The 21968-nt window shown below is 43.7% G+C and carries 18 protein-coding genes; 11 read left to right on the top strand and 7 right to left on the bottom strand.

From position 1 onward, the window contains the following. The 3 genes from AD949_RS02155 to AD949_RS14460 form a co-directional block, all read left to right on the top strand. The coding region (locus tag AD949_RS02155) for a tyrosine-type recombinase/integrase (protein ID WP_156475913.1) at positions 1-406 on the top strand (406 nt) is incomplete at its 5' end. Positions 407-583: 177 nt separating this feature from the next. Next, entirely contained in the window at positions 584-970 is a 387-nt protein-coding gene (locus tag AD949_RS13635; protein WP_082786026.1) for a MobC family plasmid mobilization relaxosome protein, read from the top strand. A gap of 67 nt (positions 971-1037) precedes the next feature. Beyond that, positions 1038-2744, top strand: coding sequence for a hypothetical protein (locus AD949_RS14460; protein ID WP_244926404.1), 1707 nt, complete (start codon positions 1038-1040; stop codon positions 2742-2744). A gap of 282 nt (positions 2745-3026) precedes the next feature. Here the strand turns inward: AD949_RS14460 and AD949_RS02145 are convergent, their stop codons facing one another. Together AD949_RS02145 and AD949_RS13630 are read right to left on the bottom strand one after the other, a co-directional pair. Then, entirely contained in the window at positions 3027-3773 is a 747-nt protein-coding gene (locus AD949_RS02145; protein WP_048836969.1) for an MvaI/BcnI family restriction endonuclease, read from the bottom strand. Then, the gene (locus AD949_RS13630) at positions 3766-3996 is read right to left on the bottom strand and encodes a helix-turn-helix domain-containing protein (RefSeq protein ID WP_082064888.1); all 231 of its coding nucleotides are present in this window, start codon (positions 3994-3996) and stop codon (positions 3766-3768) included. Before AD949_RS13630 ends, AD949_RS02145 begins: the two co-directional genes overlap by 8 nt. A gap of 81 nt (positions 3997-4077) precedes the next feature. On the opposite strand from AD949_RS13630, the gene AD949_RS02140 reads away from it, so the two are divergent. From AD949_RS02140 to AD949_RS14450, 3 genes are all read left to right on the top strand, one after another. Continuing rightward, on the top strand, positions 4078-5373 hold the full coding sequence (locus AD949_RS02140; protein WP_082064884.1) for a DNA methyltransferase: 1296 nt from the start codon (positions 4078-4080) through the stop codon (positions 5371-5373). A gap of 246 nt (positions 5374-5619) precedes the next feature. Further along, positions 5620-6387 (top strand): DUF6538 domain-containing protein, encoded by a 768-nt coding sequence (locus tag AD949_RS14455; RefSeq protein ID WP_061504614.1) that lies wholly within the window; start codon positions 5620-5622, stop codon positions 6385-6387. Between the two features lie 39 nt (positions 6388-6426). Next, positions 6427-6993: a tyrosine-type recombinase/integrase gene (locus AD949_RS14450; RefSeq protein ID WP_257007552.1), complete on the top strand. Its 567-nt coding sequence runs from the start codon at positions 6427-6429 to the stop codon at positions 6991-6993. A gap of 254 nt (positions 6994-7247) precedes the next feature. On the opposite strand, the gene AD949_RS02125 is transcribed toward AD949_RS14450, so the two are convergent. Beyond that, entirely contained in the window at positions 7248-7493 is a 246-nt protein-coding gene (locus AD949_RS02125; protein ID WP_048836996.1) for a hypothetical protein, read from the bottom strand. 355 nt (positions 7494-7848) lie between these two features. Here AD949_RS02125 and AD949_RS02120 point away from each other — a divergent pair, with 355 nt between their 5' ends. The 3 genes from AD949_RS02120 (at position 7849) to AD949_RS14445 (ending at position 11804) form a co-directional block, all read left to right on the top strand. Then, on the top strand, positions 7849-9465 hold the full coding sequence (locus AD949_RS02120; RefSeq protein WP_061504613.1) for a DUF6538 domain-containing protein: 1617 nt from the start codon (positions 7849-7851) through the stop codon (positions 9463-9465). A gap of 178 nt (positions 9466-9643) precedes the next feature. Further along, positions 9644-10030: a MobC family plasmid mobilization relaxosome protein gene (locus tag AD949_RS13620; protein ID WP_082786025.1), complete on the top strand. Its 387-nt coding sequence runs from the start codon at positions 9644-9646 to the stop codon at positions 10028-10030. Between the two features lie 19 nt (positions 10031-10049). Beyond that, positions 10050-11804, top strand: a complete 1755-nt coding sequence (locus AD949_RS14445; RefSeq protein ID WP_244463429.1) for a hypothetical protein — start codon at positions 10050-10052, stop codon at positions 11802-11804. Between the two features lie 539 nt (positions 11805-12343). Here the strand turns inward: AD949_RS14445 and AD949_RS13970 are convergent. Genes AD949_RS13970 through AD949_RS13965 form a run of 3 tightly spaced genes read right to left on the bottom strand, consistent with a single transcriptional unit; the run spans position 12344 to position 17212 of the window. Then, on the bottom strand, positions 12344-13567 hold the full coding sequence (locus AD949_RS13970; RefSeq protein WP_141325504.1) for a phosphorylase family protein: 1224 nt from the start codon (positions 13565-13567) through the stop codon (positions 12344-12346). Next, complete coding sequence (locus tag AD949_RS02105; RefSeq protein ID WP_048836615.1) at positions 13527-14027, bottom strand: DNA-binding transcriptional response regulator; 501 nt, start codon at positions 14025-14027, stop codon at positions 13527-13529. Before AD949_RS02105 ends, AD949_RS13970 begins: the two co-directional genes overlap by 41 nt. A gap of 2 nt (positions 14028-14029) precedes the next feature. Further along, positions 14030-17212: a sensor histidine kinase gene (locus AD949_RS13965; RefSeq protein ID WP_141325506.1), complete on the bottom strand. Its 3183-nt coding sequence runs from the start codon at positions 17210-17212 to the stop codon at positions 14030-14032. Positions 17213-17521: 309 nt separating this feature from the next. Between AD949_RS13965 and AD949_RS02095 the strand changes: the two genes are divergently transcribed. Continuing rightward, positions 17522-18895 (top strand): DUF6538 domain-containing protein, encoded by a 1374-nt coding sequence (locus AD949_RS02095; RefSeq protein ID WP_061504611.1) that lies wholly within the window; start codon positions 17522-17524, stop codon positions 18893-18895. Positions 18896-19084: 189 nt separating this feature from the next. Here AD949_RS02095 and AD949_RS02090 read toward each other — a convergent pair whose 3' ends face one another. Beyond that, positions 19085-19873, bottom strand: a complete 789-nt coding sequence (locus AD949_RS02090) for a toll/interleukin-1 receptor domain-containing protein (RefSeq protein WP_048836610.1) — start codon at positions 19871-19873, stop codon at positions 19085-19087. A 369-nt stretch (positions 19874-20242) separates the two neighbouring features. Between AD949_RS02090 and AD949_RS13615 the strand changes: the two genes are divergently transcribed. Continuing rightward, on the top strand, positions 20243-21865 hold the full coding sequence (locus AD949_RS13615) for a site-specific integrase (protein ID WP_082064838.1): 1623 nt from the start codon (positions 20243-20245) through the stop codon (positions 21863-21865). Positions 21866-21968: the final 103 nt, after the last annotated feature.

The following is a 21968-nucleotide window of genomic DNA, read 5'->3' as shown; positions in this document are numbered from 1 at the left end:
AAAGACGGCAGCAGGAACGCGCATCATCCCCATTCACTCCAGCCTGCTAAAAATGGAAGAGCTGAATCTGCTTGAGGCGAATGGTGAAAAATACCTCTTCCCTGATCTGACCGTTTCAGCATCAGGTGAACGAGGCGACAACTTTGCCCGTTCTTTCTCAAAGCACAAAAAACGACTTGGCCTTCCAGACGCGGTAACATTCCATTCCTTCCGTCATACAGTCAGTACGAAACTCAGAAACCAAGAGGCGCACATTCGGGAATTGTGGATTGATACCGTTCTCGGACATGAAGCCAGTCACAAATCTCAAGGCACCATGAACTACACAAGCGCCATTGAGGTCGCCAATTTGAAGCAAGTTATAGAAGCCCTTCACTACCCAGAAGAGTGTAGCATGCCCTTCTGAAAGTCTCATAATGGCGATCTTGTTTGCATAAAAAGAAAGTTCGGAAATCAGGCATCTGAATAGGTTACCCTTACAGGGAGCCAGCAGTGCCAGACGGCTACCCAGAGGGTAGCGTCTGACAGCTGGTAAGGGGGAGAAATCTCCCCCGTTAACCCCCTCTTTTCGGAGAACCTTGTTATGCCTGCATCTCGAACTTCTCGCCTTTCCGTCCGTGCATCACCCGATGAACTGGTGCGCTGGAACCATATCGCGCGCAGTCATGGTCATGTGACCACGTCTGACTGGATACGCTCTCTGCTGACTTCCGCTGAGCTCTCGGGTGATGATGGTTCGCCTATCTCAGACGAGCTCCGCAGACTACGCACCCAGCTTTCACGCGTTGGCAACAATCTCAATCAGCTTGCTCATTCGGCCAACTGTGGCGATGCCGTTCATTGCGGATCTGTGCTGGACGAGATCGAAACCCTGATCCATCGGCTCGACCGCATTCTGTCACGATCTCGCAAAAATCCTTCCAGCAGAACAGCCTATCGCACGTGCGACACGACTGTAACCCTGCATTGATTGTCTGTGACCATGCGTCATGATCGTCAAGGAAAGCAGGATTAAAACACGCAGTGGTGCGGAGGCTTTGAGCCGTCATGTCCTGCATGGTGCAAAAAATGAAGTCATTCGCGTGCTGGCTGGTTCGGACTGGCTGATGCGCGACCATATGCGGGAGGCAAAACGTGAGGGTCTGACCTATGGCCTGCGCCATATCGCTTTTAACCCAGCACAAGCCATGAGCGATGCCCAGCTTGCTGAATTTGCTGGTCGTCTGTGTCAGGAACTCAAAGCTGATGCCAGTCATATGACCCTCATCATCCACCAAAAGGAAGGAACAACGCATGGGCATCTCATCCTGCCGGAATGGCAGGAAGATCATGTGCTCAGCAGCCGGTTTAGCTGGATACGGCTGGAGAAGCTGGCAAGGCTGGAAGAAATCAGGCTGGGTCATGCCCTAGTCGCGGGACGTCATGACCGCTCGATTGCCAAAGCGCTTCGTAAGGAAGGCAAACATCGGGAAGCAGACCTGATCGATGCCCTTATGCCAGAGCAACCAGCAGACAAGCCCCGTGCTGCCTATACCTCCCAGTCTCACCGCATGGCTGAACGACAGGGTCTTAACCTTCCTCAACTGAAACAGCTTGTTGCCTCTCTCTGGAGCCAGTCTGACGGATTAAAGTCTTTCCGTGCAGCACTGACGAAACATAGCTTGACCATGCGCGAAGGGGACCGGGCGGATAAACGGCCAGGAGCGCACATCATTGAAGATCAGGACGGAAAACTGATCGGTAGCTTTACTCGTCTCACAAAAATCAGAATGGTGGAGTTCAGAAAGCTTCTTGCAGAAGAACAGCACCCCACAGTCAGCAAGCCAGAGACAGATATCAAAAGCACCCGTTTACCCATCCGCCGGACAACCCCTGATTTTTATGAGGAATATCCTATCCCCGCAACCACGGACGTTCAGACTGCTCCCAGAAAACGACCCGTTATAAAACGACCCAAAATACGCGAATGGCAAAGAGAACTCTGGCTCAAGCGGATGGCTGATGTTGATACGACAGCAACAGAACCACTCAGCCCCACATCTTCTATCCGGATCATCAGTGCAGGGGATGCCCGATTTCGAAAGGAGATCACAACGGCGATTGCACAACAACAGGCTATTCTCGACCAGCAAGCCCCGGAAGCAAGCTGGAAACCTCTGGACAGAGACAGAACCATAGCGACATGGCGCAGACAGCTTGCACCATACCAAAAACAGTTAAGAAAAAGCTATGACCGTTACGCCACGGCAAAAGGAGAATGGCAGGCAGTCGAAAACAATCGCTGGCAGCGTATGACCGGAAAAATCAGAAAACTTGAAAAAAAGGCAGACGCGCTTTTCTATGATTTTTTGGAAATGCTGCGCTTTGTCGTGCAAGCCCTGCTTCATATCGTCGGACTACGTTGGGAACCTCCAGCACCAATCCGACCTGTTCTAAGCGAGAAGCAAAAACCTCTACTCGAACACTTCAAAGAAACCCATGACGCTGAATTCTCAGTTATGGCCGACCAAAAGAAGCTTGAACCATGGCTTATCCAGCGTTTTGACAACCTCATTCAGGCGCGTCAGCGGCATATCAAAGCTTGGAATACAGCGCACACAGACGAAAAAAACGCTGCTCAACATGAAATCAAACGCCTCTCTGCCCTGCTTGCCACGAAACCAGTATCTCCGCGCCTTCAAATCACCACAAAGCGACAGATTTCGATTATACTATCTCCCTCATCGTCTTTTGGCTGTTCATAAGCTTTGCTCAATACGCAGCAACGGAAGTTGGAATCCTTTGCACAAAAACGGAATCGACATTTCTATAATATTTTACTGGCTCAACAGAAACACATTGAGCAATGGAATAGAACAAAATAATAGAAAAATTTACAATCTTATCTCAAAATTGGCTTCATCCCCTATTATAATAAATAGTGCAGAAAAAAATTGTGCAATAATAAAATAGAGGGCTATAGTTCTCATCTACGCCCTCTTATTCAGAACCTTGTAGAAAATTATAAAATAAAATAGAAAATTTATTTAAATTTCTAAATATTTATCATACATACCATTCAGAAGCATTCTTTTTATCCGAAAACCAGAGCCATGGTCATGTGCTTTCCCAATTTTATTCCCGCTTTTATACGCACCTATTCTTACATCATACATTATATTTCCATTAATAATCTCCTGAAGAAAATGGTCTAATCCTTTCATTTCAGAAAAAAGAATAGCATTGGTAAAATGAAAGAATTCTTCAAAATTCCTTTTTTCTGTTTGAGCCGATACATAAGCAAGATTTTTTATTTTTCTAAGAGCATTATCTATACTCTCAAAAGAATAGTATATAGATGAGTCGATTACCTCCTCATTTAAATTAAAAACAAGAACATAAACTCTCTTCTCTAATAAATCAACTTGCAATCTAAACTTTACTCCAGAATAACTGTTGATCGAGAATTTATTATGGAATATAGATGTATGTATTACCTTAATATTTGGATGACTTTGATCGGGGTATCCATATTTATCCTTTATATATTGATTAGCTTTTATAGGATGAGTAGGTGATTTCGTACACAAAGTGACGTAACTTCCTGAGTAACTTCTCTGTGCTTTAACTTCAAACCCGTGCAAGTCTGGTTCTTTTAGATTGTTTTCAGCAACACCAACAAAATCCTCAAATGTTTTTCCAACACCAGTGCTATTGGTTCTCGATGAACGAACAAAACCAAGATCTTTTACTTTTAAAAAATCTTCTTTAAATCTAGAAATATCATCACACATAATTTTTTACCTCTTCTATTGTTGGAATAAGATCAAAAACATCACAATTGAGATTTTTTGAAAGAACATACAAGAACTTTATAGACGGTATACTTTTTCCTACTTCTATTTTATTTATCCAAGCCTGAGAAACATTGCATCTATGAGCCAGATCCTCTTGAGATAAATCTCTTTCCCGTCTAATTCTTACAATCTTTCTCCCAATTTTATTACCAAGAAGCATTCACGTTTTCGCCTCTGATTGAGTTGTGAAGCTAAGTGTGCAATAATAAAATCCGGTAAACAAAAACCTATAGGTTGTTTTATGTCTTTTTCTTCAAATGATTTTTTACAGTGGCTAAACGAATGGACATTCAAAAATAGAAGAGATTTGATATTAACTCATGATATTCACAAATATCCAGCAATGTTCATTCCAGAAGTTGTGGAAAAAATAATAAATTTATACACAGAAGCAGGAGATACTGTCTTAGATATATTTTCAGGATCAGGAACTACTCTTTTAGAATCAATGATACTTGGCAGAAAATCCATTGGCATAGAATTAAATCCTCTTGCTTTTTTAATATCAAAAGTAAAAACAACGCCAATAGATATTAGTGTTATGGAAAACGGAAAACAGAATCTAAAAGGATTATATTATTCTAAATTCTATGAAAAAATTAATTTTGATAATATAGAATTTTGGTTTTCTCCCGATTCAATACAGTTTTTATCTGATCTCTTTGGTTCTATAAGTCAAATTGATGATTGTAAATTTCGGGATCTCGCTAAGGTTTCTGCTAGTGACATCATTAGGAATATTTCTTTATGCAAGCATTCCGGTTTCAAAATGCATCGTGACAAAAATAAATTAAATAAAATCTATACAAAAGAAGAAATATATAAAATTTTTGAAAGCAGCCTAAATAAAAATATTGAAAAAATAAAAGAACTAAATTTAGAATTGTCTGACAAAAGTTATTATGCTCCTGAGTTCTATAATATGGATTCTAGATATTTAAATAAAAATATAAATGAAGAAAGCGTCGATTTAATTGTCACATCCCCCCCTTATGGCGATAGTAAGACTACGGTTGCTTATGGGCAATTCTCTCGACTTTCGTCTCAATTTTTAAATTTAAATAGCATTTCAGGCACCCCCATTGCACGACTAGATAACGAATTATTAGGAGGCAAAAAATCTTCTCCATTGCAAGAAGCTACGCTCATAAAAAATTCTATAACAATGAAAAATATAATAGAACTATTTAAACTAAGAGGAGAAAATGGTAACGATAAAAAAAATGAAAAAAGACTAAGCGATATTGTTTGTTTTTATTATGATTTGTTTATGTGCCTGAAAAATTCTCATAAATATTTAAAAAAAGATAAGTTTTTTGTTTTGGTTACTGCATCGCGTATAGTTCACGACATAAAATTACATACAGATATTATAATATCAGAGCTTGCTAATAGTATTGGATTCAAACTTAAAAACATACATTACAGAGACATACCAAATAAAAGAATGCCATCACAGGTAAGTGCTACAAACATAAAAGGAGAGGTGACACCGACCATGACAAATGAGAGCATCATAATCCTTAAGAAAATATAAATATTTTCTATTTAGTGCCTCTCCCAGATTGTTTAACCACTTCTAGGAACCAGAACACCAATCAGAAGACAGCGCGTCATATTCTTTTAGCTGTTTCAATGGGTTAGAAAAGTGTCACTGCGGGTTGATGCGGGTTCGAGTCCCGCAGTTCGCACCACAGACACCTGAAATAGCACGATTTTTCGGCTGAATGAGGGGCAAAAGCTGTCTTTGCTCCATCGTCCTTCCCCACTGAGGGAAGATTTTATGCTCCGAGTTAGAGGCACCACTTACCACTTCCGCCGTATCGTTCCCCCTGCCCTGCGAGCAGCCTTAAACCGGCGGGAAATCTGGGTTTCTCTGAAAACCGGCTACCAGAACGAAGCCCGCAAACGCGCTTCTCTGCTTCATGCCAGAACCACCGAACTGTTCATGCAAGCCCATTCTGTGCTGGCTAAACCAGACGCTTTAAGCAGGCTTGAAGGACTGCGGGTTTCACTGCGGGATTTGCAGAGCGTGAACCTGCCTTCATCTGCTCAGGAAACGGAGGCCGTGCCAGTTTCAGCAGCGATGCCAAAACCCCGAACGATGAAGAAAACGGCCAAAGCACCCAAAGCAACCCCTTTAATGCTCTCCGGTGCCCTGAAACGCTTCGTGCTGGATAATCCTCATGCCAGTGCTGACACCAAGAAAGCGACCCAGCGGGCAGTGGACCTCTTTCTGCAAGCGTTTGGAGATGCCCCTGTATCCATCATAGGGGGCGAAAAGGCTGGAGCCTTCCGTGACCTGCTGTTTTCTCTTCCAGCATCGCTGGGCAAACGTAAAAGTAGCCTTACCCTTGAAGAAGAAGCACAGAGGGCCAGAGAGGAAGGCCAGCCCACCTTGAGTGGCAAGAGCGTCAAAAACCATATGATGCGTCTCTCTGCCCTCTGGAACCAGTTACACCAAAGGGAGTTGGTCACACGGAACCCATGGACGGGCTGGAATTTCGAGAATGGGCAAAGGACCATACGCAAAAGCTGGACTGCCAGATAGCTGGCTTTGCTGGCCTCTGCATCATGGCATAGTACTTCTGTGCCGGAACAAACTTTCCGGCTGGTTACTCTTATTGCAGCTTATAGCGGAATGCGATTGGGCGAAATTTGCACCCTACGCAAAGAAGATCTCCAAAACATTGATGGTGTCCCCTGCTTTATGGTCAGACCACATTCTGATGACGGATGGACACCAAAAACTGACGCCAGCACTCGCGGGGTGCCTGTCCATTCAAAACTCATTGAAGCGGGAGTTCTGGCTTTTAAGAATAACGCTGACGGGCCTTACCTCGTTCCCGGTCTGGAAACCTCAAAACAGGGTGCAAGGGGCGCAGCACTGGGACGGGCTTTTTCATTGCTCAAGACCCGGATTGGCCTGCCAGCGGAAATCACCTTCCACTCGTTCCGGCACACTGTATCAACTCAACTCAGAAACGCAGACGCCAATATCAGAGAAGTATGGATTGACCGCCTGCTTGGCCATGAAGCAACCCATAAAAGTCAGGGCACCACAACCTACCTGACCAGCATTTCAACAGCCAATCTCAGGCAGACGGTGGAGGCCATAAGTTACCCGGAAACAGCCTTCAAAAAGACAGCGTTTTAAAAGGGAGCCAGCAGTGTCGAATGGCTACCCAAGGTAGCATTCAACAGCTGGCAAGGGGGAGTTCCTCCCCCGTTGACCCCTAAATTACAGAAAACCGATCGTGCCTATTGTTCGTACTTCTGCGTCAAGACATCGCTAGATTAATTAATAATTTAGAAGCACCTCTCCTGCACTCATAATCAACAGTTTTTCCCTTCGCTCTTAATTGAGCATCAACTTTATTTTTTATTGAAAAGCAAATATACAGTGTATTTTTATTTTATAAAATGGCCTTTCATTGTTATTTTTATAGTTTCACCAGTGAAAAAATCTTTTTTGAGAATTTTCTTTCCTGTTTTTTGTAATTCGTTCGGGGAAAACATAACAACACGATCATTACAAAACAGAAAAACAGCATAAGAAAATATTTTTCCATTATCGCTGCTAATCCCAGATATATATCCTTTTTCACCATTGTATTTTTTGCTGTTTTTTACAACAACTTCATCGAACTGTTCCATTACGCCACCACTTATTTATGCGTTGTTTTTCCGTCCAAAGATATATTAGCATAACTTCCATCTCTTGTTGCCCAACCTAATTTAACCTCCACTGCTTAACTGAGCCTCATATATAGACCCCTCTTGACTGCCCCACGGGTTTGCCCGCACGGTGAACCCGCAGTCACCATGTGAAGGATGATTTCGTCTGAAATTATCGTTCTGTTTCAATGGGTTGTTCGATTGGTTGCGACCAAAGCGAGCGGGTTCGAGTCCCGCAGTTCGCACCACTAAACTCTTGAAATATAACAGTAAAATGAGAATTTGACGGGTCTGCGGGATTTTCCCGTTTGTCTTCCCAGACTGGGAACTCGTCATGCTCCGCCTCATAGGGTCACACTACCACTTTCGTCGCGCGGTTCCTCAGGCCGTGCAAGCCTGCCTCGGCAAAACCGAAATCTCCCTTTCCTTACAGACTCAGAGTAAGCTCATTGCCCGAGAACGGGCGGCTGCCCTCTATGCAGTCACGGGCACACTGTTTGAAAGGGCAAGGATGATGGACGAGAAGCCTGATACCGATCTGATGAAAGACCTGCTGGCCGTTCAGGCCCAAATGATCCGGGATCAGGAAGAGACGCTCGCCCTAGCTGAAGAGTGCCATGCCCTTGACCGCAAAATTCGCGATGCCACCCATAACATGGCCCTGCTCGAAAGAATTCAGAGCGAAAACGCCTTCCTCGATGAAAGCTCAAGAAAGATACGCGAGATCGGTCAGCGCTTTGACAGTCTGCGTCAGCAGCTCACCACCGGCGTTGCCCTGAGCAAACAGGAAAAGAAAATGCTCAAGGCGGAAGCCGACCGCCTGTCCGGCATGATCGTTGACATCCAGAGCCGTCAGCCTGCCCATATTGTCCAGCCGGTGCCACAGACAATGGCCTCACCTGCACCGCAAGAGCGCAAACCCGCCCCTAAAATTTCATCGCCTCTTCTTTCAACCATGGCTGAACGCTTCATCTATTCCGACAAAACAAAGAGTGCCGACACCATAAAAGCCACCCAGAAGACTATCGGTCTGTTTATTGAAGCTTTTGGCGACATGCCCGTGCGACAGATTACCGGCAACGTGGCGGGAGAATTTTTTGACCTGCTCTCTTCCCTGCCCGCAACACATGGGAAGGGCAAGACTGTTCTCCCGTTACGTGTTGTCATTGCACAAACTCAAGAACGCGGCTTGGAAACGGTTGGCGGGAAAACCGTCAAAAACCACTTTTCCCGACTGTCCGCGTTATGGGGACATCTGGTCAAACGAGACTTTGCCGACAAAAACCCATGGTCGGGCTGGGATTTCAATGTCACCAAGAAGATTGTCCGCCGGGGATGGACTGACGGTGAACTGGCTTTGCTCGCCCGCACTCAGTGGTCAGGAACGGCTGTCTCTCACCGAACCTGGGTTGGCATTATCAGCATCGGCATGTTCACAGGTATGCGGTTAGGCGAAATCTGCAATTTACGCAGACAGGATATTGAGGTGATCGACGGAGTATCCTGCTTCCATGTCCGCCCTCACCCCGAAGATGGCTGGTCTCCCAAAACGTCAGCGGGCACCCGTATCATTCCCATTCATTCCAGTCTGCTCAGAGTGGAGGGGCTGAATCTAGTTGAGGACAATGGTGCAAAATATCTGTTCCCGGACCTGACCGTTTCTACTTCTGGTGAACGGGGCGATAACTTTGCCCGATCCTTCTCAAAGCACAAAAAGCGGCTTGGTCTGCCAGAAGCAGTGACATTCCATTCCTTCCGCCATACCGTCTCGACAAAACTTAGAAATCAGGAAGCCCATATCCGCGAACTCTGGATTGACACCGTGCTCGGGCATGAAGCGTCCCACAAATCGCAAGGAACCATGAACTATACCAGCGGGATTGACGTTGCCAATCTTCAGCAGGTTATTGAAGCCCTTCACTACCCAGCAGAGTGCATCATACCTTTTTGAAAGGCTTATCCTCGCCATCTCGTTTGCATCAAAAGAAAGTTCGGAAATCAGGCATCTGAATAGGTTACCCTTACAGGGAGCCAGCAGTGCTCCATGGCTACCCAAAGGGTGCATGGAGCAAGCTGGTAAGGGGGAGAAATCTCCCCCGTTAACCCCCTCTTTGGAAGGAAAACCAGTTATGCCTGCATCTCGAACGTCTCGCCTTTCTGTCCGTGCTTCACCCAACGAACTCATACTCTGGAACCATCTCGCGCGCAGCCATGGTCATGTGACCACTTCTGACTGGATACGCTCTCTGCTGGCTTCCGCTGAACTCTCAGAGGATGATAGCCCACCCGTTTCGGACGAACTCCGCAGACTACGCACTCAGCTTTCACGCGTTGGCAACAACCTCAATCAGCTTGCTCATTCGGCGAATTGTGGCGATGCCGTCCATTGCGGTTTTGTGTTGAGCGAGATCGAAACCCTGATCCATCAGCTCGACCGTATTCTGTCACGGTCTCGCAAAAAACCTTCCAGTAGAACAGCCCGTCGCAAATGCGAAACGACTGTAACTGTGCATTGATTACCTATGGTCATGCGTCATGATCGTCAAGGAAAGCCGGATCAGAACAAAAAACGGTGCAGGCGCTTTGACCCGCCATGTTCTGCGTGGTGCAAAAAATGAAGCTATCCGGGTTCTGACGGGATCAGACTGGCTTATGCGGGACCAGATGCGCGAAGCCCATCGTGAAGGGCTGAAATATGGTCTCCGCCATATTGCCTTCAATCCAGATGAGGCCATGACTGACGATCAGCTTTCCGACTTTGCCCATCGTCTCTGTGACGAACTCAAGGCTAACCCGGAAGACCTCACCCTTGTGATCCACCAGAAAGACGGAAGCACTCACGGGCATCTCATTCTGCCGGAATGGCAACAGAATTGCACCCTAGATAGCCGGTTTACATGGATGCGGATGGAAAAAATCGCCCGGCTTGAAGAAATTCGGCTGGGACATCGCTTGGTCGCCGGTCGGCATGACAGGGCTATTGCAAAAGCCCTGCGTACGGAAGGCCATCACTATGAAGGAGAACAGGTTGAAGCGCTCATTCCTGTTTCTCATGGTGCAAAACCCCGCTCTGCCTACACATCGCAAGCGCGACGCATCACCGAACGACAGGACCTTGACCTTCCAGCTCTCAAAAAACTGGTCTGCACCCTGTGGTCACGCTCAGATGGCTTGAAAGCATTCCGGGACGCATTGAACGAACATAATCTCAGCATGCGTGCAGGGGATCGTGCCGAACAAAGACCGGGAGCGCATATCATTGAAGATCACAATGGAACACTGATCGGCAGCTTTACCCGCCTGACAAAAGTGCGCATGGCGGAGTTCAGAACATTACTCGCAGAAGAGAAACAGCAGGTTGCCCGTAAACCAGAGAAGGATATCAAGAGCACCCGTTTACCCTTCCGCCGAACAACAGCCAATTTTTACGATGAATTCCCCACCCCCAAAGCTTCTGGCAATCAACTATCCTTACCAAAACGCCCCGTAATAAAGCGCCCTCATATAAAGGAGTGGCAAAGGCAACTCTGGCTCCAGCGTATAAATGATGCTGATACACCAACGACAAAACCACTTCGGCCAGAATTTCCTGTTTATATTCTGAGTGTCAACGAGGTACGTTTCCGTCAGAAAATTAAAAAAGAGATTGCAGAACAACAAGCCATTCTGGACCAACAAGCTCCAGAAGCATCATGGAAGCCTCTGGATAAAGAAAAGACCTTAGCAAAATGGTGCAGGCAGCTTGTTCCCTACCAGAAGCAGCTGAGGGAAAGCTTTGACCGCTACAATTCAGCAAAAAACGCATGGCAAGATGCCGAGAAAAGCCGCTGGCACCGTATGACCGGAAAATCTCAAAAACTTGAGAAAATCGCAGATAAACTGTTCTATGAATTCCTAGAGGTGCTGCGTTTCATAGTGGAAGCTTTACTTTATAGTGTCGGAATACGTCCAGAACCACCCAACCCTATTTGCACAGCCCTGAATGAGAAGGACCAGGTAGCCCTCGAACAGTTTAAGGAAACCCACGATACTGAGTTCTCAGTCATGGCTGATAGTAAGAAACTGGCACCATGGCTCGACCAAAGATTCGAGACTATAGTGCAGGATCGACAAAAGCGCTTTGAACAGTCGATTGAGAAACATGGAGCTAAAAAAGAGGCTGCTCGTCGCAAGATCGAACAGCTTTCTACTTTACTCAACACGAAACCAGCATCTCACCATCTTCAAGCCGTCATAAGCCAACATATTTCCAATCCATCACCCCCAGCATCGTCTTTTGGTTCTCCATGAGCTTTCTACCCTCACATCGAATCTTAATAATGGCCGCTATGAGGGATACGGACATCCCTGTGAGGGTTTTTCGACCCCTCCCGCTTCGTCGTGCAAATACTGCTGCATGTGTCGGGCTGCGCTCAACACCCGCCACACCAATGCCGAGTATTGTGACAAAAAATGACAGACTAGCCCTCGATACGTTCCGTAAGAGGCATAATGCCAAACTCTCAGCCATGGCCGATTGAGCAACGCTTCATGTCTGGCTCTCATCCCATTTTGACAGACTTGTTGACGCCAGAGCTTAACGGATCCAGCAGTGGAATACAGCATACCAATGCTAAAAAGACACTGCCCATCGAGAAAACGAGCAGTTCTCCTCTCTCCTCTTTACTGGCCACGAAGACTGTGGCGCCAACAATGCTTATAATGCTGATCCGTTTATCAAAAAAGAAGATATCTATTTATAAAAATATTTTTTATTTGAAATTTATTAATTACAGAAACCAACGATGACATTTTTATTAAGTAATTACAAAAACATACTATAATATGAATTAAAAATCCCATTTTTCAGTTATAATTTCTTTTGCCACATAAGCTGACGAATAGCAGCAAGCTGCATGCAATCTGTCATCTTTTTCAGGACCACAAGCATCAGCCACAGATTTTATACATACAAACTCTGGCTTAGCTGCATGAGGATAATTACACGCATAATAAAATCCATAAGATTCCATATCGACGCCAACTATATTATCATTAATAGATTTAATACTATCCACAACGTGTAGATCGCCAATTACAGCAGATCCTGACGCAAAAGGAACTAACTGTATACTTGGAGAAGAAATTTCTTTATTACTCAAACTTACCAAATTTCCAGCAAGAAAAACTTTGTCTCTTACACCATTTTCTTCAAAATCTCTAGCAATTCTATGTATCTTTGTGTTCCGTATGCTTATTGGTTCAGGTCGGGAATAAAGTTTTGCCATTTCATCGTTCGGTTTCCATTTACCAAAGTCCCAGTCTATACTCATTTCAGCAAATAAAATACTACCGAGATCTGTTTTATTGGGTATCCCGCCACAAAATCCAGTCATTATTGCTAGTCGTGGTCGTAATTGTGCTAGAAATCCTTGAGCTTCCGACGCTGCCGATGCTTGACCAGCTCGACCAATGGAAAAGCAAGCACCTTTTCGAAGCTCGTTTTTCTTATCATAAAATACAAACTGCTTGACCCCATCGAAATGAGGATGATCGGTAATTTCAAAAAGATTTTTATAAGGAGAAAGTTCTTTATCAAGAGCCGTGAAAATAAGAACATCAAAATCATATTTGGTAAGAAGCGCATTGGCTCTAGAAGATGTACAGTTTTTTACATATTCTATACGATCTGATAGTTGCTTTTTCCAGTCTGTTCCATCACGCTCCTCAATGATAGCCATAAGATGAGGGCCAATATTATTTTGCACCGCTCTAAGAGCATCAAGATCAGCAGTTATACCCACAATACTATTTGGAACTAAAATTTTTGTTGATAATAACATTTCCTCTAGTAGTGATTCAGCAACATGAAAGTCACTATTTGCACTACGTCCTTTAACATGCGGCAATGTCAAATCAAGAATGCAAAGATCATAGTGATCACCTTCCAAGCAATTACGAGCTGTAACACCATCATTCGCGAAGATGATAGAAGGATTCTCACAAACACTTTTTATAACATCTGAAATTTCTTCAGATACTTTTTCCCTGTCGTGAATTACAAGAACTTTCATTTTTTTCCCAGTTTCTGATAATTTGTTGAAAATTCATATCCCAATTAGTAGTACCGTAACGTACGGACCCTAAATATGCAGCTCCCAACCAATTGGCTGCTATACTACTGATATCATGAAGATTCATTATCGCATTGTCAAACCTATCTGCATCCTGAAAACTATCAAAACCCGTCACAAGTACTGTTGGAGCTGATATTTTTAGAAGGAACATTCTTTCGAGAATATCTAAACCTCCCATTGTCGCATGGCCAGCATTTAAAGCCGCAGATCCTGAAGACGATATATCCATGGAAATATCAAGAATAATTAGATTCCATTTTCCCAACATAACTTCATCTTCAGCATCATTTAGATTACTTGCCCTCCGAGGATCGCAAATAAACCCCACTGTTTCTTTGAAAACTCTTTCAATATCAGTATATTTCTCATCAACGTCTTCAACTATCAATATTTCCATTTTTACTTCCTTCTCTCTTCTATTACACCAAATACTTTTTTAGGCATTTTGACATGATAAGAAAATTTACGTCGGATAAAATTTATTGTTACTCCTTTTCTTATAATCGAAGATGACAAATAAGCTATTTTTTTTGTTCCACTTTTTCCTTCCCCAAAAAGAGTATCATGTAGTGTCTGGTAGGGGTGACCAGTAATATTTTCCAGTTTATCTTCACCTAAATGCGTTAAATTGCTGGCAACAATATCATTTCCAATATTCGTGAACCGTATTCGAACAGGGTGCTTTTTAGCATGCTTAAGGCAATTATGAATTATTTCGCTAATTAAATCATAAAAGTGCCTTATATGATCAGGATCTATAAAACTATTGGCTATATTTAATGGTAAAGTAGAAATTTTTAGATGACCAGAATTAATCGACATTTTAAATCTTTGTTCAACAGCTATAATGATTTCTATAACTTTAAGTTTTTGAGAATTTCTTTCCCTAGGAATTTTGAACCATTCACGCAGATCTCGAGCGCGTCGAACGACTAGCGAGTTAATCGCTTCACTAACACTCTTAACTTCTTCAGGATCTTTCCCATTATCTATTAAAAAATTTTCAGTTTCTTCAATCCGCAGGCTAAGCATATGACTGAATTTTGAGGTTAAGTTTTCCCGAACACTTTTCAGTTGTGCGGTTAATTTTGGCTTGATCCATTCAAACACAACCATAATCATACCATCCAACGAATCCATGGGACGAACTGCTCTGATTAAGGCTTCCATCTCTTCTTGGTTAGGAATGAGATCAAATACGCCATTTACATGCTTGATACTCTTAGTATGCATCTTATCATCAAGCCATATTTGAATTTCTTGATATATTTTAGTTTCAAATTCCTTTACTAATTTATCAACCATTACCCCTCTAACTTTAGCAAAATAAGATCGCCCTAAGATAGAAATGGCACTTGAAAATTCTCTTCGGAAATTATCATGTCGTATCCTGACCGAGAGAATAGATTCTATCCCGGATGTCGGGTGTGATATAAAAGTATTGACGATTCCGCAAATAACCATAACTAATGGCCAATCTGAATAAAATGAATTATATTCAGATGAAGATCCATTATCATATAAATAATTTGATTTTTTCTTTTGAGAAGCTATTGATGAATGTAAAGTATTATTCATAAGAATATATGATTCATATATTTGTTTATTTTGAGAGTTCGTATCAACCTGTAATGTGAGCCACGTTATTTCAAATTGGTTGGACCCAACACTCATACGAGAAATATTAGCATTTAAAGCTTCTTCCTCTTGCATTAAATCTTTTTCTGAAAGTAAGTGATCAATAAATCCAAATCTTTTTACCGCTTCTTCTAGAAATGTAACTCTTAATGTCAAAGCCGCCATATAATTATCGGCTAACCGTAATTTAAGAATAACTTCAGCCATCAGTGATATTCGAATGATTGCTATTGCATTCTTGTCGTAGGTATCGAATAGCCAAAGACAAAATGTTTCCGGGCTAATACGTCGAGCTTTTGGTTCTATGGCAATACGAAATGCCACAGATTCTCTTTGGAATAATTCAGCCTGCTTGAGGAAAAAAATATAAATTCCATTGTCATTTCCAACAAATGGCTTCATTCCAATCTTCTCTATAACACTTTCTAACCATCCCCAATCTAATCCGCTCAGGTAACGTGGATATACCCATGCCGGAAATGCTTCCCGCGCTGTAGAAGCCCATGCTTGCAAATGACCTGCAAATTGTAATTGCGATAACCGCCAATTAACTTCACATATCCAAATTCGGTCTTCTCTTGGCATTGAGGGGACAGAAAAATTTGAGGAAATGAGGTTTTCTGCCTCTCGTTCGGATAAATTCCTAAATAAAAATTTCTTTTTTAATAAATCGTATCCTCCAGGCCCCATCAGACTCAATGGAGTGACACATCCAGTGAATAAAATCATTCTCAAACAATACAAAAAGTCAATATTTATATTTTCTCTAGTAAACATATAAATAGATCTTGAAAAAGAATCCAGTATAACTCCAACTGGTAAAGCAGAGTAGCGTTTTCTAAAAGAATCTATTTCATTAAATTCTTCTGTTGTTGGATATTTACTCCAGCGAATCGATATTACTGACTCCATTAATTTCGATATGGGTTTAATTTTTGGTGGAGAATAGAAACTACAATCAAAAATACTAAGAAATAATTTTTTCTGAATACTATCTTCCGGAAACTTAATCCCCAAAATATTTTCTACTTTATTATCTATATCAATTTTTTCACCAGATAATAATTTAGCTAACTGTGCTATTCTGTGATTCGGAAATGTATTTGCTAAATTCTGAACAGTGCCAATATCTAATATATTTTCAATTTGACCACATGCTATTTTATTTTCTAAGCCTTTACAAATATATTCCAATGCATCGTAAGGGTGGCTAAGTAAGCCTAAATAGCACAGAATACTTATATTTAATGAATTTACACAATCTGGATTTATAATAAATTTTATTACTTCTTTTTCTATAAAAGCATTAGTTCCTTTGGGAACAACATGAAGAAGCAACTGATCTAATATATTTTCATTAGGAATATTTATATAATAATACATAAGTGGATATATTAGTCTAGCACGCGCCCATGCAGAATTTATATTCTCATACAAATAATCTTTTATTAATTTTTCTGAAAACACATACAAAGCTGAATATATTCTAGAAGAGTAGATAGATTTCTGATCAGATAATGGTAAATTTACAAGTAGCTCTTGTATTTTATCTGCATCCCCACAAATAGCATAATAAGATGCCTCCGCTAAAAAATCTATAAACGTATCAACTTTTTCCTTATTACTCAAAATATACCACGATAAAATTTTTATATAATTTCTCTCTATATTTTTATCATTAATTTCTTTCAGTCTATTAATTTGATTAAAATGATTTTTACTTAAGTCCAAGGGGGCAGAAAAAGTATTCTCCTCTATGCAAAAGGTTTTTAATTTAATGAAATCACTTATATCTTTTAATTCTTGACTTGGGTATTCAAATAAACATTTCTGTATTGATAGTACCATCTTAGATGTTGATGCATTTCCTCTCATAATGGATCTTATTTTATTTGTTAAATTCTTATTTCTTGTTTTATTTTTTTTGTTTTTATTTTCAGACATAAAATTATCCTCTAATCTAAGTTATTTTTTTGTAACATATAGAACATTTACCATATTTACCATAGAACGATTATGTTCGACATTCCCAGAATGTTTGACCAATCTTGAAAAATTGAAACATCAACCAGAAGACAGAACGTCTTATTCTTTTTACTGATTCAATGAGTTAGAAAAGTGTCACTGCGGGTTGGTGCAGGTTCGAGTCCCGCAGTTCGCACCACAGACACCTGAAATAGCACGATTTTTCGGCTGAATGAGGGGCAAAGGCTGTCTTTGCTCCATCGTCCTTCCCCACTGAGGGAAGATTTTATGCTCCGCGTCCGAGGCACTACCTACCACTTTCGTCGTATCGTTCCCCCTATCCTGCGAGCAGCCCTAAACCGGCGGGAAATCTGGGTTTCTTTAAAAACCGGCTACCAGAACGAAGCCCGCAAACGCGCTTCTTTGCTTCATGCCAGAACCACAGACTTGTTCATGCGGGCTCAATCCGCACTGACGCAACCGGACGCTTTAAGCAGGCTTGAGGGACTGCGGGTTTCACTGCGGGATTTGCAGAGCGTGAATCACCCTTCATCTGCTCAGGAAACGGGGACCGTGCCAGTTTCAGCAGCGATGCCAAAACCCCGAACAGCGAAGAAACCAGCCCAAACATCCAAAGCCCAACCTTTAATGCTCTCCGGAGCGCTGAAACGCTTCGTGCTGGATAATCCCCATACCAGCGCAGATACCAAGAAAGCCACCCAGCGGGCAGTGGACCTGTTCCTGCAAGCGTTTGGCGATGCCCCTGTATCCATCATAGGGGGCGAGAAGGCCGGGGCGTTCCGTGACCTCCTGTTTTCCCTTCCGGCCTCACTGGGGAAGCGCAAGAGCAGCCTTACACTTAAGGAAGAGGCTCAGAGAGCCCGAGAGGAAGATCTGCCTACCCTGAGCGGGAAAAGTGTGAAAAACCACATGATGCGCCTCTCCGCCCTATGGAACCAGCTACACCAGCGGGAACTGGTAACGCGCAACCCATGGACTGGCTGGAATTTCGAAAACGGACAGAAGACCATACGCAGAAGCTGGACGACCAAGGAACTCGCTTTGTTGGCCTCTGCCTCATGGCATAGTACATCCGTACCAGAACAGACCTTCCGGCTGGTCACATTGGTTGCTGCTTATTCGGGCATGAGGCTGGGCGAGATTTGCACCCTGCGCAAAGAGGACGTCCAGACCGTTGACGGTATCCCCTGCTTTCTTATCCGCCCCCATACCGAAACCGGCTGGGCACCCAAGACGGAAGCAGGCACTCGAACGGTGCCAGTCCATTTAAAGCTGATTGAAGCCGGTATTCTGGCTCTTAAGGATACCACAGATGGCCCATACCTCATCCCCGGCTTGGAGACTTCAAAACAGGGTGTCAGGGGCGCAGCATTGGGACGAGCTTTTTCATTACTCAAGACCCGCATCGGCCTGCCAGGGGAAATCACATTTCACTCGTTCCGGCACACCGTATCGACCCAACTCAGAAACGCCCATACGGATATCCGAGAGGTGTGGATTGACCGCCTGCTGGGTCATGAAGCAACCCATAAGAGCCAAGGAACGACTACCTATCTGACCGGCATTTCAACAGCCAATCTGCAACAAACCATAGAGGCAATAAGCTACCCCGAAACAGCCTTTGCAAACATGACGATTTAAAAGGGAGCCAGCAGTGTCGAATGGCTACCCAAGGTAGCATTCAACAGCTGGCAAGGGGGAGAAACCTCCCCCGTTGACCCTCTCCAATATACAAAATCAAAGTTTATATAAATACCAGAAGCATTGATCTTCCCTTAAATTCACTACCAAATTAAGATCCACAAGGAATCTATAAATCTTATTAAAATGTTACTGAGATTTCTGGACCTCATTCTTGAGATCAATAAATAACGGCTTTACCAAAACACCCAAGTAACCAAAGTTCCCTCTGGTACTCATTATCATTCCATGCGTTCTGATGCCACGAGCATCTGTTGGTCCAACACCACCATATTCATATTCAATAAATCCTCCGCTTTTTAACGCATCGAAACTCTCTCGCATTTTTTCAAAAATTCTCTCAGGATACTGTCGTGGAAAAAACTGCCCTGCCTCAACTTTTAATTCACATAGAAACTTATAAACCTCTTCATCTATAGATTTTATTTCTATCAATGCTTCTCTATATTTATATGAAATATCTTCTAATCTCTTAACGTCTGAACAAAATTTTTCATAATTCCGGACAGGTGCTCGCAGATTAGCTAACCCTGCTAGCTTCCCTATTAAACCCTGCATTCCCTGTGTATTGGTTAACTCAAAACCTTGCTGAAGAGACATGGGAATAGGTAGTTTTCCCAAAGTCATTCCAGAATGAACGATAGGAATGACAGATATACGCCGAGCCCATGCTGCACCGAACTCAAAATTAATCCAAGGCCTATCCACACTTTCAGGACTAACAAGTAGGATCAATGCATCACAAGTATTCAGATTTTGATCGATAACCTTTAACCAATTATCTCCCATGCCAATAGAGTTAGGATCGCTAGATTGGAAAACTTGCACCCCACCAAGCAATGAATCATCTATTTCAGATTTCAAAGAAGATGCAATCTTATTTTCTCTAGTAATATGACTAATAAAAACCGTTGTCATTTTCACTCCACATCGAAAATTATCTCAAGTCAAAATATATACATTTTTTGGTGCGCGTCACGACGAAATTTATATATTCTTTATGGGAGGAAACTTTCCTCTAGTAATCTATTTTTGTAATTAATTAGATTCTTGACTGCCCCACGGGTTTGCCCGCAGAGTGAACCCGTAGTCACCATGCGAAGGATGATTTCGTCTGAAATTATCGTTTTATTTCAATGGGTTGCTTTGTTGGTTGCGACCAAAGCGAGCGGGTTCGAGTCCCGCAGTTCGCATACCTTAACATATTGATTTTATTAAGAAACACTGAAAGCGGTGAAGTGTAAACCCGCTTCTCCACAGTCCTTCTCCAAACTGGAGAAGTTCTCAATGCTGGCTCTCGTAGGCACCCACTATCATTTCCGTCGCGTCGTTCCCGTTGCCTTGCGCCCCCTCTTCGGCAAAACTGAATTCTGGATTTCCCTCAAAACAGGGAACAAATCAGAAGCCCGCCTCTCGGCCATGGCCCTCCATGCCCAGACCAGCGCGCTTTTCAGGACGGCCCGCACCATGACTGACTCAGCTCAGGACAAGCCCATCACCAAAGACGACCTTCTGGCGCTGTATGAAGACATCATCAAGAGACAGGAAGAGGTCATCGAGACCACCGATCGGAATGCCGCAGAACAGCTCAAGATTGAGCGCTACACAGCCAGCATGACCCGTTATGAAGACCTGCTCAAAACCAGAGCGTTCCTGACTTACTCCACAGACGCTTTGGAACGGCTAAATCAGCATATCATCACGTTGCGTCAGGACATGATAACTGGCAAAATGCAGGACAAAGCCAGTCTTGCCAGTAAGACCGAAGAAATCGAACGGTTGCATGACACACTGGTCAAACTGTTTCAGACCGGCCCAGCCCTGTCTCAGGCTCCCGGCGCGGTGCCGCCGTCTCACCAGTTAGCATCCCCTTCCCCTACTCCGACCGCTCCGACCTCTCCTCGCCTGACGGAAGCCCTTCAGATAGCCTTGCTGGCGGACACCCAGAAGAGTGACGCTACCAAGAAAGAGACAGGCCGCACGGTAGCACTCTTGGTTCAGGCTTTTGGCGATAAGACAGTCAAAGAGATTACTGGCCGGGTGGCAGGCGAATTTCGAGACCTGCTTTTCTCTCTCCCCACCTCCTACGCCAAAGGCAAGCAGGAGTTGGATTTAAACGCTGAGGTCGAGCGGGCGCAGGAATTTGACCTGCCGACCTTAAGCGGCAAGAGCGTGAAGAATCACTTCATGCGTCTTTCGGCCTTGTGGAACCAGCTGATCCGTCGCGAGATTGCCGAAAAGAACCCATGGAGCAACTGGGACTTTGACCTGACCAAGCGGAACCCCCGCAGGGCATGGACAGACAATGAACTCGCCCTTCTTTCGTCTTCGGCATGGACATGCAGCACCATCTCACAGGCCACCTTTGCAGGGATTACACTGGTCGCCGCGTATAGTGGCATGAGGCTGGGAGAAATCAGTAACCTGCGGAATGAGGATATTCAGGAGGTTGACGGTATTCCCTGTTTCCTTATCCGCCCTCATCCCGAAGACAAATGGACACCGAAAACAGAAGCGGGCACCCGGAATGTGCCGATCCATAGCGCCTTACTGGACTGGGGCATTTTGGACTTCAGGAAAGACGGCGAGAAATTCCTGTTCTCGGAACTGAAAACCCCTCAAACAGGGCCAAGGGGCACAGACTTTGGCCGGAATTTCTCGAAGTTCAAAACAACCATAGGCCTTCCTGCCGCCATTACCTTCCATAGTTTCCGACACACGGTGTCCACCCGCCTGCGCAATCAAGCCGGAGACCTCCGAGAGCTCTGGATTGATGCTCTCCTCGGTCATGAATCTAGTCACAAGAGCCAAGGAGCCACGACCTATCTCTCTGGTATCATCACCGAAAATCTTAAGCAGACGGTGGAGACTGTCAGGTATCCAACACTTTATTTAAGACAAATTCTATGACGAATTAGGGGAGGAAAGCGGACGGTCCGCTCCTGGTCATATACGGCGAGGTGTCATAAGGCGCTTGCATGTAAGTGAATATTCACTTACAAATTCTCCGTAA

The sequence above is a fragment of the Acetobacter orleanensis genome, assembly GCF_001581005.1.
Lineage (GTDB): Bacteria > Pseudomonadota > Alphaproteobacteria > Acetobacterales > Acetobacteraceae > Acetobacter > Acetobacter orleanensis.
This window is presented reverse-complemented; position numbering and strand designations above follow the sequence as displayed.